General features: G+C 33.6%; 19 protein-coding genes. 3 read left to right on the top strand and 16 right to left on the bottom strand.

The window, feature by feature from the left end; genetic code table 11:
• Positions 1–156: 156 nt before the first annotated feature.
• On the top strand, positions 157–591 hold the full coding sequence (locus EBF09_RS08145) for a hypothetical protein (RefSeq protein ID WP_121764614.1): 435 nt from the start codon (positions 157–159) through the stop codon (positions 589–591).
• 311 nt (positions 592–902) lie between these two features.
• On the opposite strand, the gene EBF09_RS08150 is transcribed toward EBF09_RS08145, so the two are convergent.
• Entirely contained in the window at positions 903–1,592 is a 690-nt protein-coding gene (locus EBF09_RS08150; protein WP_121764615.1) for a polyphenol oxidase family protein, read from the bottom strand.
• On the bottom strand, positions 1,567–2,562 hold the full coding sequence (locus tag EBF09_RS08155; protein ID WP_121764616.1) for a rod shape-determining protein: 996 nt from the start codon (positions 2,560–2,562) through the stop codon (positions 1,567–1,569). The genes EBF09_RS08150 and EBF09_RS08155 overlap by 26 nt, the downstream gene beginning before the upstream one ends.
• A 181-nt stretch (positions 2,563–2,743) precedes the next feature.
• Between EBF09_RS08155 and EBF09_RS08160 the strand changes: the two genes are divergently transcribed.
• Complete coding sequence (locus EBF09_RS08160) at positions 2,744–3,358, top strand: class II aldolase and adducin N-terminal domain-containing protein (RefSeq protein WP_121764617.1); 615 nt, start codon at positions 2,744–2,746, stop codon at positions 3,356–3,358.
• On the opposite strand, the gene EBF09_RS08165 is transcribed toward EBF09_RS08160, so the two are convergent.
• From EBF09_RS08165 to EBF09_RS08220, 12 genes are all read right to left on the bottom strand, one after another.
• Positions 3,344–3,787, bottom strand: coding sequence for an META domain-containing protein (locus EBF09_RS08165; RefSeq protein WP_121764618.1), 444 nt, complete (start codon positions 3,785–3,787; stop codon positions 3,344–3,346). The genes EBF09_RS08160 and EBF09_RS08165 overlap by 15 nt on opposite strands.
• A 9-nt stretch (positions 3,788–3,796) precedes the next feature.
• Entirely contained in the window at positions 3,797–4,660 is an 864-nt protein-coding gene (locus EBF09_RS08170) for a peptidylprolyl isomerase (protein ID WP_121764619.1), read from the bottom strand.
• 29 nt (positions 4,661–4,689) lie between these two features.
• Positions 4,690–5,991: a M20/M25/M40 family metallo-hydrolase gene (locus EBF09_RS08175; protein ID WP_121764620.1), complete on the bottom strand. Its 1,302-nt coding sequence runs from the start codon at positions 5,989–5,991 to the stop codon at positions 4,690–4,692.
• Positions 5,992–5,999: 8 nt separating this feature from the next.
• On the bottom strand, positions 6,000–6,638 hold the full coding sequence (locus EBF09_RS08180) for a 3-methyladenine DNA glycosylase (protein WP_121764621.1): 639 nt from the start codon (positions 6,636–6,638) through the stop codon (positions 6,000–6,002).
• A gap of 96 nt (positions 6,639–6,734) precedes the next feature.
• Positions 6,735–7,856 (bottom strand): cytochrome d ubiquinol oxidase subunit II, encoded by a 1,122-nt coding sequence (locus EBF09_RS08185; protein WP_121764622.1) that lies wholly within the window; start codon positions 7,854–7,856, stop codon positions 6,735–6,737.
• 9 nt (positions 7,857–7,865) lie between these two features.
• Positions 7,866–9,419, bottom strand: coding sequence for a cytochrome ubiquinol oxidase subunit I (locus EBF09_RS08190; RefSeq protein WP_121764623.1), 1,554 nt, complete (start codon positions 9,417–9,419; stop codon positions 7,866–7,868).
• Between the two features lie 9 nt (positions 9,420–9,428).
• Complete coding sequence (locus EBF09_RS08195; RefSeq protein WP_121764624.1) at positions 9,429–9,638, bottom strand: DUF4492 domain-containing protein; 210 nt, start codon at positions 9,636–9,638, stop codon at positions 9,429–9,431.
• 309 nt (positions 9,639–9,947) lie between these two features.
• Positions 9,948–11,021 (bottom strand): Cj0069 family protein, encoded by a 1,074-nt coding sequence (locus tag EBF09_RS08200; protein ID WP_121764625.1) that lies wholly within the window; start codon positions 11,019–11,021, stop codon positions 9,948–9,950.
• 189 nt (positions 11,022–11,210) lie between these two features.
• Entirely contained in the window at positions 11,211–11,801 is a 591-nt protein-coding gene (locus tag EBF09_RS08205; protein ID WP_121764626.1) for an RICIN domain-containing protein, read from the bottom strand.
• Positions 11,802–11,812: 11 nt separating this feature from the next.
• Positions 11,813–12,616: a cytolethal distending toxin subunit B family protein gene (locus EBF09_RS08210; RefSeq protein ID WP_121764627.1), complete on the bottom strand. Its 804-nt coding sequence runs from the start codon at positions 12,614–12,616 to the stop codon at positions 11,813–11,815.
• A gap of 10 nt (positions 12,617–12,626) precedes the next feature.
• Positions 12,627–13,472: an RICIN domain-containing protein gene (locus EBF09_RS08215; protein WP_121764628.1), complete on the bottom strand. Its 846-nt coding sequence runs from the start codon at positions 13,470–13,472 to the stop codon at positions 12,627–12,629.
• 363 nt (positions 13,473–13,835) lie between these two features.
• Positions 13,836–14,771, bottom strand: a complete 936-nt coding sequence (locus EBF09_RS08220) for a phage Gp37/Gp68 family protein (RefSeq protein WP_121764629.1) — start codon at positions 14,769–14,771, stop codon at positions 13,836–13,838.
• A 95-nt stretch (positions 14,772–14,866) separates the two neighbouring features.
• Here EBF09_RS08220 and EBF09_RS08225 point away from each other — a divergent pair, with 95 nt between their 5' ends.
• Positions 14,867–15,109 (top strand): M48 metallopeptidase family protein, encoded by a 243-nt coding sequence (locus EBF09_RS08225; RefSeq protein WP_269801083.1) that lies wholly within the window; start codon positions 14,867–14,869, stop codon positions 15,107–15,109.
• A 143-nt stretch (positions 15,110–15,252) separates the two neighbouring features.
• Here EBF09_RS08225 and EBF09_RS08230 read toward each other — a convergent pair whose 3' ends face one another.
• Together EBF09_RS08230 and EBF09_RS08235 are read right to left on the bottom strand one after the other, a co-directional pair.
• On the bottom strand, positions 15,253–15,981 hold the full coding sequence (locus EBF09_RS08230) for a class D beta-lactamase (protein WP_198672575.1): 729 nt from the start codon (positions 15,979–15,981) through the stop codon (positions 15,253–15,255).
• A 213-nt stretch (positions 15,982–16,194) separates the two neighbouring features.
• Positions 16,195–16,668: a restriction endonuclease subunit S gene (locus EBF09_RS08235; RefSeq protein WP_121764632.1), complete on the bottom strand. Its 474-nt coding sequence runs from the start codon at positions 16,666–16,668 to the stop codon at positions 16,195–16,197.
• Between the last annotated feature and the right edge of the window lie 286 nt (positions 16,669–16,954).

Raw genomic sequence — 16,954 nt, forward strand, 5'->3', positions numbered from 1 at the left:
CCTTTAGGGATATTAGTATTAGGATTAGCTAATACTAATTGATTAGATAAGAGTATAGAAGCTACTATGCTAATGCTTAATGTCCTTTTGAAATTTGCTTTATTTATTTTTACCATAATTTCTCCTTTTTATATTTGACAATTCATTAGATTCTTTGTGTTTGGATTAAAATATAAAGAATCTAATAGAGGATTCATAAATGGGGAAAAGAATCCTCTAGTAGATTCTTTAGAAGTTTTATTTGTCACTGCGAGAGATTTAGCTTGTGGCAGTCTAAAGGAACTCTTAGAAAATATTGCTATGTCTTTATTCAAAAGTAATTCTCTTAGGCGGGAAGTGGGATCCCTAAAACTGCAAGCAGTTTTGTCCCAACCGCCACGAGAATTCTTTTGCAATAAAGACAATAAAAACTTAAGCTTTGCAAGAAAAAGAAATGATTTAAAGTTTTTGATTAATCTTTCTAGATTGTTTTGTCGCTTTGCTTTTTGCAATGACAAGGTGGATAGTTTAGAATTATTTATAGTGTTTGTTTTAAATTTAAATAAGAATTTATTTGCAAGATTTGTATATGTATTATGTAAGTATGGATAAAGAGTATAAGAAGGGGTTAATAAAGAGCTAGAATGCCCCCCCCCCCCGCACTAAGAGTGGAGTAATAAATAGATTAGTTAAAGTCTGCATAGATTCCCTAAAATGTATTAATTATTAAATAAAATTAACTTGCTTTAATTCTACATTTTTAAAATTTAAAGTTTAATAAAATAAAAAATAGTTATTTATAGCTTTATATTATAAAATAAAAAAGATTTGTATTTTTTAGATTTATACTTCACTTTGCTTATATGCCATAACTTCTTTACAACAAATTTAAATAACTCAATCTATCCTTTATAAGTAAAATCTCACTTCAACATAGCAAAAAGCCCAAATCTTCCACATTTTTTATCCAAACGATAAGAAAAATATTCCTCTCCCTTGCAATGCGTGCAAACCTCGCTTACTGCAATTTTATCCACTCCACATTTTTGAAGCTGTACCCTAATCACTGCTATTAAGTCTAAATGCACTCTTCCTTCTTTTTGTATTCTACCTGCCTCTAGCTCTCTATCCACCACTTCTTCTCCCACTTCATAGCAACATCCTCTAATAGAAGGTCCCACATAACACGAAATATCCTTCTCTCCACAATCTTGTCTTAAAATCTCCACTGCCTTATAAATAATCCCCTTTTGCAAAGAAACCCTACCTCCATGAAGAAGCACAAGGGAATTAGAAGAGTGAAGCAAAATAGGATTACAATCTGCTACCATCACCATACCCATAACCCCGCTACTTTGAAGCACTATCCCATCGCCATCGCCCAAAAATCCACCTTTTGTAGCAGTTTTAATCTCGTTGCCATGCACTTGATTAAGCCAAGCTAGGTTTTCTAGCTCTACACCCCATTCTTGTAAAATCTTCTTGCGATTTTCTAGCACATTTTTTACATCATCACCCACATGCAATGCAATATTTAAGGGGGCTTTACTTAAAAAAGCCGTAATTTTGTCGGTATTTAGAATCTCTTTAGAGTTTTTGTGCATAGCGTTCATAGCTTTGCATAATCAAAGCCGCCCCTTTTGAAATATCCAAAATCGGATCGGGAGAAAGTCTGATTTTCATCTTTAATTCTTCTTCTAAAATCTCTTTAAACCCACTCATCAAAGCCATACCACCTGTTAGAATCGCTCCATCATCAATAATATCGGGTGCAATTTGTGGAGGCGTGTTATGGATAGCCTCTAGCACAATTTGCTTGATTTTTAAAATCTCTTTTAAAAGTAGATTCCTAAGCTCTTGCATATCCACTTCAAAGAGTGAAGGCAACCCGCTTACTAGATCTTTAGCACTGATATTAATAGGCAGATTATCTTCTAAAAGCTTGATTTTATGCTTGATATCTTCTGCGATTTCTTTGCTAATAGCAATATTTTTATTATGTCTAAAATGCTCTACCAAAATATTATTTAAATGGTCTCCACCCTCTTTAGAATACGAGCTTGTAACAAGTCCTCCTAAAGAAATAATACTCACTTCAATCACGCCTCCACCCGCATCAATTACCATTGTAGCCCTTGGCGTGCTAATATCCACTCCAGCTCCTACACTCGCACTAAAAGGATCTTCTATAAGCAAAACTTCTTTAGCACCTGCTGAAATTGTCGCCTCATATAAAGAATACCTTTCTACTTGTGTGAGATTTTGTGGGATACTAATCCCAACACGCGGGGAGAGCGTGCCTACTTTGCTTCTTTCTATTAAATTTTTCATAAAGATTTTAGTTGTTTCAAAATCACTAATTGCACCATTTAACAAAGGATTAATCACCAAATAATCCTTAGGGGCTCTACCTAGCATTTTTTTAGCTTGATTGCCCACAGCCACAATTCTTTTTGCTCCAAACCTACAATCTAGTGCAATACAAGTCGCCTCATTAAAAACCACATTATCTATATCATTTCTTAAAATTGTATTCACAGTTCCAAGATCAATTGCAATATCACTTCTATTTAAAATAGCCATATTTCTCACTTACTTAATATTTCTCTAGTTTGTTAAAAATTGCCATTATAGCAAAGTCATTTATTTTTATTTATAAAAAACTTACAAAATTTACATAAATTTTAATAAATTCTCCAATGTTTCTTTATCTATATCTCCCTAAAATTTGCCTAAAAAACACATTTTTGATACAATTACCTTTATGGAAAAACTAGATACACAAATTATTCGCAATCTAAAAAATATCTCTCTTTCAATGTTTCGCAAAAATTTTTTTGGAATCTTTCATGGTTCTATTTCTACAAAGCTTGAAGAGGGACACTTTTTAATCAACAAAAAAGATGCTATCTTTGATGATTTAAACGAAGATTCTTTTATCACTCTCTATCACAAGCAAGATTATCGCTGGAATGATGCAAGCATTGATGCTTTTATCCACTCTTTGCTTTATCAAAATATCCCAAATGCTAAATATATCGCCTATGGTATGCCTCCATTTACTATCGCTTATACACTCTCACACAATCAAATCATACCTAAAGATTATTTTGGCTATGAGCTTTTGGGCAATATCGAAGTATATAATCCAAAAGATTATGATACTTGGTATGAAAGAGCGGATGTAGAGATTAACCGATTTTTTAAAGAAAATGATAAAAAGATTATGGTAATCAAAGGATATGGAGTGTATGTCTATCACCGCGATTTAGAAATGCTTTCTAAGCTAATTGCGGTGCTAGAGAATAGTTGTAAGATTTTGCATTTTGATGCAATCTTACAAAACCACAAAAGCAATGAAGATTTATTTGATATTTAACTTCACATCTTTGCTGATAATATCTAAACTTCCATCTTCATTTTTAACAAGTTTGCTTTTTTGATTAAAAAGTGCAGAGCTAATATCCGCTTCAATCTCCATAGAATCAGGATCACACATCATTCTTGTCATACCACCATTGCCTATGCTTAGGGTATTTCCCTCTATGCTATATCCACCAAAGAAGTTATTACACCCTGCATAACCAAACATTTTTCCCTCTTTAAAGCCTAAGAAAAACTTTTTCTCTCCCTCTTTGATTGAGAGGATATTATCCACACCATTTTTAGTGTATTTTGTGATACTCCATTGCTCTTTTTGACTTAAAATCTCTTCAAAATTATAATTTTGTGCTACTCCACTTTTACTAGAACAAGCACTAAATACAAGTCCCATTCCTAAAATTCCTGCTAATATTTTCTTTTGCATTTTTTCTCCTTATTTTAGACGCACGATATTAACTTTTGCGTTTGAGCGCAATTTTTCAAAATACTCATAGATGATATAATCTTCTTTTTGGGTAATCATCTTTTGCATTACGACATTTTTAACATTTTCAAAAGGTAATAAAGTAGGATTGTTTTTAGCCACTACTTTAAAAGTAACAAACTGCCCTTCAATTGGGTAAATAGGAGTAAATCCCCCTATTTTAGCTTGTGTAAAATCTCTAACAATTTGAGGATTTAACCCAATAGTTTGCAAAACTTCATTTTCTTGTGCCACGCCTTTTTGTAAGCTTTTCCCGCCACTCTTAATCACCTCTTCAATACCCTTAGAATCCTTGCTATAAAACTTCACAACATCAATGCTTTGAGGAATAGAAAACTCCGCAGCATTTGCATTATAATAGCTCATAAGCTCACGCTCATCAAGATTTTTTAAATTTTCTTGCGTAATAGATTGATAGAGTTTCTGCTTTAAAAGCTTTTCTTTAATTTCTTTTTTGTAAGCTTCAAAATTTCCCCCATTGCTCTCTACATAAGCTTTTATTTGCTCTATGGTTGTTTTGTTTTTCTTAGCAAGTGTTGCTAATTCTTCATTGATTTCTAGCTCATTGACATCAATATTACGCTTTTTAATCTCATCTTCATGAAGCTTTTTGTTGATTAAAATATCAATCGCAACATCTTGTGTAACTTTTGCTTCTTGTGCAGTAGAATAAAGCTCTAAAAGAGTAATGGGTGAACCATTTACAAAAAGTGCAATACCATTTACCAAAGAAGGAGCGGCGACTACTGCACTACCTAACATACTACTAAGCACTAGACTTACTAGTATTTTCTTAAAGTTTATCTGCCTCATAAATCTTCCTTAAAATGAAGTGCTTTATTTTAGCTAAACTCTTTTAAGATTCCTTTTAAAATCTCCCAAAATTTCCAAAAACTTGTCACATCTAAATGTTCCCTTTTAGAATGCGGACACAAAATAGTAGGTCCAATGGATACAAAACTTTTATGAGGGAATTTTTGCTTTAAGATTCCACATTCTAATCCTGCATGAATGCTTTTAATATGGGCTTGTGCGTTGTGTTCTCTATATACTTTAGCCACTTTAGTTACAAACTCTCCCTCTTCACGCTCCCATGGAGGATAAAAGTCTTGCACATCACTTATAAAGCCTAGTTGCTCTAGAACATTTTGCTTCTTTTCTAAAAGTTTTCGCATTTCTTCTTCTTTATTGCCCCTATCCATAAAGACTAAAGTAAATTTATCTCCCTCTTGCCTCACTTTGCCAAGATTGCTTGAAAGCACTACATTACCCTCTTCACTTTGCAATACTCCTAAGGGCATTTTTAAAATCACTTCCATTAAAGATTGTATTGCATAAGCTTGTTTTGGCATACTCTTTATTTGTTCTACTTTAAAAGAATTTACATCAAATTTTAATTCTTTTAAATCTTGCTTAAAAGCCACCAAAGCACTCGCATTTACAGGGATAGAGTTTCGCTTCTCTCCACCGCTAAATTCTATAATCTCACCATGATTTGTAGCGATCATTTTTGCAAGCTCTATAATAGCATTTGGGATATTTTTGTGGATATCCACACCACTATGTCCGCCTTTAAAATTTTGTGTTTGCACTCTAAAAAAATTCCACTCTCCCTCTAGTGCTTTTTTAGAAAATTCTTGTGAAGCGATTAAATCATAACCTCCAGCACAACTAAGCACAATTTCACTGATATCCTCACTATCACAATTTAAAATAAAAGGACTTAAAATCTCTAGCTCACAATCTCTAGCACCCTCCATTCCCACTTCTTCATCTGCACTAAAGAGGCATTCTATATGGCTAGATTCTTTTAATGCTACTAGCATACAAGCAACCGCTACTCCATTATCCGCTCCTAAGCTAGAATCTTTTGCTCCAAGCCATTCCTTACCCTCTTTTGTAAAAAAATAAGGCTCTATTTTAAAGGGATTATCCCCCACATATACCATATCATAATGCCCTTGTAAGCATATTTTTGGACTTCCTTTAGAACATAACACATTTCCTGCCTTATCCTCTTTAACTTCTGCACCAAATTCATGTGCTTTTTGTATAATCCATTCTTTTAATAGCTTTGCATCTCTACTAGAATGAGGGATCTTACAAATCTCTAAAAATAAATCTAAGGGGCATAATTTTTGCATCTTCTCTCCTAAAATTTTTGTGTTTTACAATATTCTACAATCTTGCCATGAAACCTTGCATAAAGGGTGTTTAAAGGTATTTCATAGCCATACAACTCGCATACTTTACTAAAATTTTCCAAAATTCCCTCTTTTAACCATTCTTTAATCTCTTCATAGCCCTCTAGCTCATATCCCAAGCTTTTTAAAAGTTTATAAGTATATTTATCTGCTACCATCTCATCTTGCAACGCTCCATAACAAAGAATGCTATCACAGCTTTCATTGCCAATTCCCTTTTGTGCTAAAAGCCACTCTCTAGTTACACTTTTACAAAACTCTTCAAAACTCCCAAAATCTTCTAAAATATTTTGACAAATCAAAATGCTTCTTTGTGCCTTTTGCCTAAAAAACCCTAAATCACTCATCAAAACTTCTAAATCTTTATAGGGAATGTTTGCGAGTGCTTCTAGGGATAAAATCCCCTTATCTCTAAGTCTATTTAATACCTTAAAAGCTTGCTCCCATTTAGTATTTTGCACAAAAATAGCTCCCACTACCACTTCAAAACTCCCAGCATTTGGCCACCAAAGAGGGTGTGGGGGATTTTTTAAATAGCCTAAGGATTTTAAAAATACTAAAAGCTCATAACTATTTTGTATTTTCATCTTTTTCAATTTGTGTGATGTTTAAAAGCACAAAACGATAGGAGAGATAAATCACTAAAGGCCATGCTAATAATAAAATTTCACTCATTTTTTCTCCTAATAAATATGATCGTTGTTTTTTAACTCGTTTTTAGTAAGTTTTACTCTATCCATAGCCCTCCACACATATGCAATATAGCCCAAAACAAAAGGAGTTAGCAAACTAACATATCCCATAACACTTAGTGTATAATAACTAGAACTTGCATTTAAAATATGCAAAGAATCTTCTAAATTTACTAAGCTTGGATAAAACACCTTATTTCCAAAACCTAAAGTCCCAAGTAAAGCAAAAACCACTAAAACACTCCCTAAGCCTAAAATAAAAATTGCTTTTTTGTGGAGCTTAATTAAAAGTATTATACCAGCTAATACCAAAAATACTCCCAAAATAAATAAAAATGCAAAAAAGGGACATTCTTGTAGATTTAAAAAATACACTTTTGGCATTATTTGCACTAAACCATCTTGCAGGATAAAACCCTCTTTATTAAAAATCCATCCTAAAAATACCAAAAAGAAAGCTAAAAATAGCACTCCATAAACTAAAGCGCCTTTTTTGATTTTAGCATGCAAACTCTCTTCATCAATATGGTTTAAAAAATAGCCAAGTGCTAAGATTCTACTTAAAAACACAAGTGCAAGTCCAAGAAGATAATTATAAGGATTTAAAAGTGCTTCTAAGCCTCTAGCAGCTCCCCTCCATTCTACAAAATTCCCTTCTTTTAAAATAAATTCCGCACCACTAAAAAATGTGCTTAAAGCAATGCCTATTAAAAGTGGGGCTAATACTCCATTAATCCACAAAAAGATTTCATAAGTTCTAGTGCCTAAAAAATTCCCCTCTTTTTTTCTGTATTCATAGCTTACAGCCTGTAAAATATAACAAAACAAAATGCAAAGCCAAACCCAATAAGCTCCCCCAAAGCTCACACTATAAAAAAGCGGAAAAGCCGCAAAAGCAGCTCCACCAAACATCACTAAAGTCGTAAAGCCAAGCTCCCATTTTCTCCCTAAAGAGTTAATAAGGAGTGTTTTTTCTTCCTCATCTTTTGGTAAAGTGAAAATTAATCCTTGTCCTCCTTGCACAAAGAACATAAAAACCAAAAGCCCTCCAAGCAAACTCAAAATCCCCCACCAATATAGCCTTAATTCTTCTAAATCCAGCCCAAAAAACATACTTTCTCCTTAATGTGTAAAACCTTTTTTAATCTGTTTTAAAATAATCCCAATCTCTGCAAGAAGCAATGCACTAAATAAAACTAAAAAGATAAAAAAGGAAATCTTAATATTCACACTGCCAAGGTTTGTTGCTGCAACACTTACAGGCATTAAGTCTTGAATAGCCCATGGTTGTCTGCCTACTTCTGCTACTATCCAACCACATTCTGCTGCAATATAGCCTAGAGGAATAGTTATCACACAAAGCCATAAAATTTTTCTAAATTTTGTAATATCGTTTGCCATAACCAAATAAAGCACGATAATAAATTGCACAAAAAATAAGCTTCCTAAAGCCACCATAATATGAAAAGTATAAAAAGTAAGTGCAATAGGTGGCACAGCTTCTTTAGCCTCTTTTAAATATCCATAGCCAAAATAGGCCATATTTTCTTGCACTTTTTGCACCAATTCTTGCTTTTGTGCTTGTGATAGAGAATCTAGTGTATTTGCCCTCTTATGCTCTTGATAGATAGAATAAGCTTCTAGTGCAATTTTACCTTTAGCAATCTTTTCTTCCACTCCCATAATGCCCCTTTCTTCATTCCCATACACTAAGTCATTAATTCCTGCTACAAAGCTATCTGGACTTCTATTTCCTAAAATAGAAAGCGCATAGGGAATGGTAATATCAAATAAAAAGGTGCTTTGCTTATCTCCAATTTGCTTGTTTGGATTTAAGATTCCAAATGCTACAAGCCCCGCTCTATGCTCTCCTTCATAAATCCCCTCCATTGCCGCTAATTTCATAGGTTGCTTTTGGGTAACTTGATAAGCACTCTCATCTCCACTAATAAACAAAAATACAGAAGTAATAAGCCCAAAACTAGCCCCCACAACCAAAGATTTTTTAGCTTCTATTTTGTCCTTATTTTTTAAAATAAACCAAGCAGACACACCCACTACAAGCAATGCTGAAATCACATAACCGCTTGAAACCGTATGCAAAAACTTAGAAATTGCCACAGGAGAGAGTGCTACTTCAAAAAAGTTTGTCATTTCATTTCTTGCACTATCTATATTAAAGCTTGTGCCAATAGGATATTGCATCCAGCCATTAGCCACTAAAATCCAAAAGGCACTTAAATTAGAGCCAAGTGCTACAAGCCAAGTAGAAAGCAAGTGAAACTTAGGAGAAACTTTATCCCAACCAAAAAACATCACTGCAAAAAATGTAGCCTCTAAAAAGAATGCCAAAAGCCCCTCTATCGCTAAAGGAGCACCAAAAATATCCCCCACAAACCAAGAATAATTTGCCCAATTTGTCCCAAACTCAAACTCCATAATAATGCCTGTGGCAACACCAATGGCAAAATTAACCGCAAAGATTCCTAGCCAAAATTGTGTGATTTTCTTCCACTGCTCATTTTTAGTTTTTACATAAATGCTCTCCATAATCGCCAAAATAAATGACAATCCCAAAGTCAAAGGCACAAACAAAAAATGATAAATTGCAGTAAGAGCAAACTGCGCCCTGCTCCAATCTACACTTAAAACCCTCTGTGCTAATTCTTGCTCCATCTTTTCTCCTTAAAATTTTACTAGATTTTTACTCACAAACTCACTTCTTTCCTCTTGTGTGCTAAAGCGTTCCTTAAAATCCTCTCCATAAATGAAAATTTTTAAAAAACAAAAAATTATAAGTAATTTAAGAATAACTACTACCCACAAACTTTTCCCCAAAGTCATATTCTTAAATCCCTCATAATAAAGCAAAAAAATCTTTTTAAAAACCTGCACTATGCTTTCCTAAAATATAAAATTGAACTGCAATTCTATTCCTATAAAAATTAAAAATAACTAAAAAATAAAAATGCTTCAAAGTGCTTATTTATAGTGCTTTGAAAAGGTTAAATAATTTTAAACCTATTTATGATAATAAATTAATTTTAGATTTTATATATAATTTTACTTTATAAAATATTTTAATTAAATCTATAAATTTTAATAAAAAGGCAGTTTTAAATCTTAAAAAGTTTTTTAATCTTATTAGTTTTTACAAAAGGAGGGGTAAAGGGGGAGATATTCCCCTCTAAATTATCGGAGTTTTTAAGCGCCTTTTTTCTCATTGATGATAGAAATAATATTATCTCCCACCATAAGAGCGATTTTTTCCATAAACTCTTCTGGACTTGTAAAGCCTACACAAGAACAATTAATCTCACCCAAAACATATTTATCATTGCCCTTAGAATCAGTATCTAAAATAAAATCCGCTGTCCAAATAAGTGGCAAATCATAATTTCCAAGTTTGCTTCTAATCTCTGGAAGCTGTGCCAAAAACCAATCAATAAGTGCTTGCCATTCCTTTGGCTCATCATAGCGATATTTTGCACCACTAAATAAAGTTGCTGAGAATGCATCTCCTCCCTCTGCAGGTTTTTTATGCACTACATACACAGGAGTTTTATAAAGCATTAAGATTCTAATTTCACCCTCTTTAATACGTGGTAAGAAAGTCATATCCACAAGCATTCCATTATCGCCTACAATATATTGCTCGCAAAACTCCATAAATTCGCCAAGCTCTCTTGTTTCTGTATGATTATCTTTAGCTTCTGTGCAAATAATCTTAGTATTTAATGGTAAAGATTCACTTTTGTTATACGCATCTTCATTTGCTAGTCGCACACGCCAAATCCCCTCACCCGTAGAACCGCGATTTTGCTTTAAAACCCTCTCTCCTTTTGCTAAACTCTTTGGAAAAGTTTCTTTAAAAGTTTTTATATCATAATAAGCATAAGTATCATTAGGCACTAAATCGGTATCTGCTAACTTTGTAAGTGCATCTTTAGCTCCATAGCCCACCATAGCATCAGGATGTGGCATACCCACAAGCCCATCAGCACAAAGCTTTCTTAAAACATCAAAATAAAGCTTTTCTTCTTTTAAATTACCCGGATTTACACGCGATACATATCCATCTGCATTATTTTTTACATATTCATAGATTTTATTTCTTTGAGCTTCATTTCTTAAAATTGCATCATCAAAAAACACAACTTCTGCATCAAAACCCTTAGCCTTAAGTGCATTTACCATAGGCATAGTATCTTTTCTATGTCCATCAGCACCTTTATCACTACCACCTTTTGCTTCAAAAAATACGATTTTTCTACTCATATTACCTCCTAAATTATAAAATATATTTTATAATAGTATCAAAAAATATTTTAAAACTTTAATAATATTTAATATAGCAAAAATATAAATTAGTATTTTGCTACAATTTGATACTTACATAATATTTTTACACAAAAATAAAAAGATTGCTTGAAGCTTTTTAAGATACCTATAAGGGTATCTTAAAATTTATTGCAGAGGTGTTGCCTCTATAAGCGCAGGAGCAAAAAACATTAACTCGCTTAAATCTGCTGGAAGCGTCTCATCTATCGTGCAAGGACGGATTCCAAAGCGATTTTCAATAGGGACATTTGGATTATAAAAAGTTACAATACATTCACTTGCATCAAGCACGAGTGAGCGTATTTGAACTCCTGCTGTATTTGTAGGCATAATAGAAAAAATAGTTTCAAGCGTGCCATCTTGTAAATCAAGTGTGCAAGACTTCCCACCAAAAAATCCATTATCTAAAATTGCTAGACAAATATCATCATTGCTAGGATTTACAAACTGCACATAGCCAAAAGGCACTTTCTTAGCAAGTCTTCTATCCCTTTCCTTGATAATATCATTTGGTTCTATCTCTCTTAGCTTCCAGTTTTGATCAATAAGTCTTTGGGAAGTCTCTCTAAAAGGACTTAGGCTAATGCCTGTTTCAAGAGAGCGGATTGTAAAAATATCTGTAAAATCACTAAGCTCTCCTGGATCATCTGCTAAAAGTGGGTTAAAACCTAAAGCTACTACAAATAGAGCAAATAATAATTTATTTAGTTTTTTCATAGCATCTCCTTTTAAAATCTTCTAAAATTTACCGGAAAATGATCAGAAGCTAAATGCGTCCTAAGTCCGACTAAAAGTAAGATTGCCGCCAAGGGTGGAGCTACATAAGTGCCTCTTGAGCTTCCAGTAATTGCATAATCAAGCACCCTACCACTTGCTTGAGTAGCACTGCTTTGTGCTACAATTGTAATCCTATTTAAAAGCTCTCTATCCAAAAGCTGTGGGATCATATTAGGTTCTCTATTAAAATCTCCTGCTATAATCCAGTTTCTTACATTTGCTTGATTTCTCATTTGCATATCCACTGCTGTGATTAATGCTCCCGCGTCATTTCCACCACGAGCAAGTGCATGGACATTAAAAAATGCACTATCTCCGATACGGATTCCTAAAATCGGTCTTGAAGCCACTGTGGGTGGTGGGATAACAAACACCTCATCGGCCCTTTGTCTGCTCACAATAGCAAGATTCACGCGATTTGCACCCACATCAATGCGTGAATAATAAATCCATACAGATTGAGGGCGTGAGGCTGTGCCTAGATTCCACTCATACTCATGGGTTGGGATTCCAACACCCACAGGTTGCACCACGCGTTCTGTCATTATCGCACTTTGTGGCAAAACCCCTGCTTCTTGCACCATTAAGACATCAAGCGGAGAATCTCCTGCGATTAACTGCCTTATGCTTACATTCCACTTACTCTCTGTTGCTGCTGAAGAGCCTTGGAGATTCCAAGTGCCTGTGTTAAAATCCTCTAACCCTGCATAAGCAAAGCCAAAAAAGAAAATAAAAGCTAAAAATATCTTTTTCATTTACGCCCTCCTAATTATCAATAATAATTGCTTTTGCAGCAAAGGTTGGAGCAACTAAATACCATTGCTGATCCAAGTTACTAACACCGGGCTTTACGCAAGTGGTTGTAAAAATCTCAAAAACTTTGAAAAAATCGCCCAAAGGGTTGCCAATGGGAGATTGCAAACATTGTCCATTAGCGAGATTTTTAATCTGCATAGCCTGATTACTCATAGGCTTTAGCTCCCAAAATTGACTTTGATTGCTAGGATCGCATGGATAATGCACCACACCATTTCTATAAGCTGTGAGGCAGTTTCCTGTGCGGACATTTTTAAACATTACAAAATTTTTGGGATATTCAATCACGCGCCAGATTCTCGCATTCCCAAAAGGCTTACTATTAATATGCGTATAGCCCCAAATCCAATTCCCAGAAGCTAATGCCCACACGGTTAATATCTCTCCTCCTGCACCCATAATACCTACATACTCGCTAAGTTGCCCTTGATTTTCAAACACTTGCATAGTATTTAATCTACCATCGCTTCCTAGCAGTGGTTGTGGCCCATTTACCGCACCTTTTGCATTTGGGTTTGGAGTAATCTTTGGCGGATTAAGCGGAGTTTGCGGGACGATATTTTTCCCATCTACTAAATAAGGATCTTTTAAAATATTTCCTTCTTCTAATTTCATAGGAGGTGTCGGATTTGCCCCTAATTTTAGCGGATCGTTATCATTCCATGCACCATAAGATCTACCAAGTGGATTAATCTTTGTTGCTTCTATTTTACTTGTTTCAGGTTGCTTTTTAGAACAACTAATAAAAGCAAATGCCACTAAACTTAAAGCTAAGATAAGCTTCATTGTTCTCATAAATCTCCTTTGTATTTTATTCTATCATCATAAGCTCTTTTAAAGAATTATAAAATGATATTAATTATCATATAGAAACTTTTATTAAAACTATTTTTATTTTACAAACATTTTAAAACATTATGTTTTTTGCTACTTTTTGATATAATTTATAGACTTCTAGCAATCTAAAGAGAGATTTTATATAACAAGCACTTTAATGAACTAGAATATAAAACCAAGCAAATGTTTCCTAAAAAATATGCACAAATCATAGAAGAACAAAAAGCAAAAAATAAAAAGCGGCTGCATTCCCTAGCTTTTGAAGATATTTGCAACTCTCTAATTCTATCTTTAAATTACACTAAGATTTTAATCCACTTTTTAATCAAACAAACTGGGAGTTTGGTTTTGTTTTTGCTCAAAATTGTTAAAAATAAAAGCGGGTGCATTTTTAGGATATTCTTGATAAATCTTGCCATCAAGCTTTGCGCCATTTTCTTTCTTGCGTCTTTTAACGCCATCTTCTCCATAAGCACCCCACTGCTTAAAGAAAAAAGCGACATTTTGCTCCTCGCACTGCCTTTTAATATTTAGCACCCATTCTTTTTGCATACGCCTAGCCCTAGCCCCACTCTCTCCGCCTACCACCACCCAACCAATCCCACTTAAATCAAGCTCACCCAAATCACTAAGCAATGGCTCACAGCACAACCATTTTATAGGAGCAGGAATATCACGGATTAGCTCAATTCTCTCTTTTACTTTATAGGATTCTATTGTAGTGCCTAGCCACACATTTTTAGGGATTTCTCGAGTCTTGCCACCGCCAAAACAATGAGAACCCGCATGAATACTTTGATAATTACTTATACCCTCCTCTAAACCTTTTATTAAAACCCTCTTAGCATTACCATCATCTTTTTTTAAATCACCGCTTAGATTCTCATTAAACACACCACCAAAATCACCACTATCACCTAGAAAATATTGTCGCATTCTCAAAGGGCGTTTGGTTAGGATTTGATATTGATGATGTGGAGTTTGCTTAATAACTTGTAAAATAGAATCCAAAAAAGTATAATCCATTTTTTCACGAAATAAATCGCTCATAGAATTTACAAAATAAAGCGTGGGTTTTTTGTTTCTTAATGGCTCTTCTAAACGCTTTGGCAACATTTTAAAAGCAAAGCCATCTTTATAGGTTTCATTCCCTAAATCTTGCAATCTCTTTGCCATAGATTCTGCATAGCAGTTTTTACACCCATCACTAACCTTAGTGCAACCAATGGTGGGATTATAGGAGGTAAATTTGCCCATTTATATTCCTATAGCTTTTAAATTTTCTGAAATTGTAACACTATTATTGAAAACTTTATATAAAAAATAATCCAATAAAGAGCGTAAGCAAAAAAATAAATAACATACAAATACGCAAAATGAAAACAAAATGGGGTAGTTGTAATCCAAATACAAAAAATATAAATCTCCATATAGAACTTATAAAAAAGCCAAAAATATGTATAAAATATGTAATTTTCCATGAATTAGCACATCTAATTTATCCCAATCACTCTAAGGAATTTTATTGCTATCTTACTTGCTATATGAGTGATTGGCAAAAGAGAAAGGAGCTATTAGAAAAACCAAATATATAATTATAAAAATGTGGCAAAAATTCCTCTATACTACTCTTTTTATAGCTTTCAAAATCTTTAAATTCGCCCATGCTTTTATTGTAGTAAAAAAGATGAATTTCGATTCTTTTACCCCTGTGTAAAATTATTTTTCACACTATTTTCTAATAATCAAACTCTACAAAGCCAATAGCTTCCAAACACTCTTTTATAAACTCAATTTGTGCCCTTTGTGAGAGATTGTGTGCTTTTGCATATTTTTCTAAGCTTTTAGAATCTGCATTAAAAGCAAAGGTATAACGAGCCTTGTGAGAATTTTCCAAATTAGAATCTCTTAAATTTGTTGTGCCTCCTCGCCCTTTACCATCTGCGTCAAAATTAATCTCTATAAACCCTACAAACCACGATACCCCAGAGTTATCCCATTTGCTTAGTCCAGTCTTACCATAGAGGGTATATTCTTTGGTGTCTTCTAGTTTTATTGTCTTAATCACCTCTTGCTGTGCCTTTTTAGATACAGGTAGGTTGAGATTACTTAAGCTAGTAATAAGCTCTAATTGCTCTAATGCACTAATTTGCAAACTATCATCAAGCCAAAAAGAATCAATATTTTTACCAATTTTTTCATTCCCATAGTGGAGCTTATGTAAATACTCATGCATTTTCTCCCTGCTAATTTTTCTTGCTAGCTCTCTAAATGCAGGGACTTGTGAGATTTGCATACCGCTTTTAAGACTTGCATCACTTCTCCAAGATTCCAAACTTACAGGCTCTCCATCATAGTGATAAAAAATCTCCTCACTATCACGCACGATACCTAGATCAAGCCCAATAAGTGCATTATAGATTTTAAAGGTAGAGGCAGGCATATAACGCACTTTGGCTCGACTCATATCATTGCTTACGAGCTTTCCTTGCATATTTATAATAAGTGTGCCTTTAATGCTGTATTTACTTCAAAAGCTTTTGCAAGGTGGGGTTAGTTTGCAATTTATTTGTAGAATCTATATTTGTATTTGCATAGGCTATGCTGCAAAGCAGTAAAAAGATTAAAGAGAGTTTTTGCATGGGATTTCCTTAGAATCTAAATATCTTAATTTTACTTATTAAATAGTCTTTTGTTCTATTTGTTTTTCTACTTTTATTTTAGCATCTTGTAGTAGTTTAGTCGCTTTGTCTTTTAGCTCAAAGCTCTTTGTGATAAGCTCTTCTATATCTTTTTGAATCTTAAATGGCAAGACTGGGATAAGCACTTTTTCTATTTCTTCAACTCTCCAATGCTCTATAATGCTTCCACCACAATCTCGTTCTGCTTGAAGCTTCACAAAAAGACTATTTAATACAAGCGTCAAATATTGTGGCAAGATTTTAGAATCTTCTATTCTTAAATGCAAAATCGCCCCACTACTTACACATTCTAAATCTTGCATTACACAATAGGCAATCCCCACGCTACCATCCTTGCTAAGTAAAATTGTGTCTTTCTTGGGATATAGCTTGTCTAACTCCCCATTTTTAAAATCTTTAGAATCTAAAAATATTTCACTATTCCCCAAACCAAATTTAGATAAATTACTCACTCTAATAAATGGGATTCCACTTTCTTTATAATAACTACTTCCGGGTTCTATGGACTTTTTAATATTTACAATTTTGGATAATTCTTTATAGGCACCACTTTTTATAATTTCTTCATTTTTACTAAATTTACTTTGATAATATTCAGAATCTAGGCGTCCAGTTTTTAGAAAAGATGTGAGGGGTATTTTAAAAAGTAGATGTAACTATCTCAAGATATTTTTAGTGAAAATCCTATAAATGCGATATTAAACGCATATAAAAAGTGCCATTTTAAATTTCTGCAAA

The organism is Helicobacter burdigaliensis (assembly GCF_003670295.1).
Taxonomy (GTDB): Bacteria; Campylobacterota; Campylobacteria; order Campylobacterales; family Helicobacteraceae; genus Helicobacter_D; species Helicobacter_D burdigaliensis.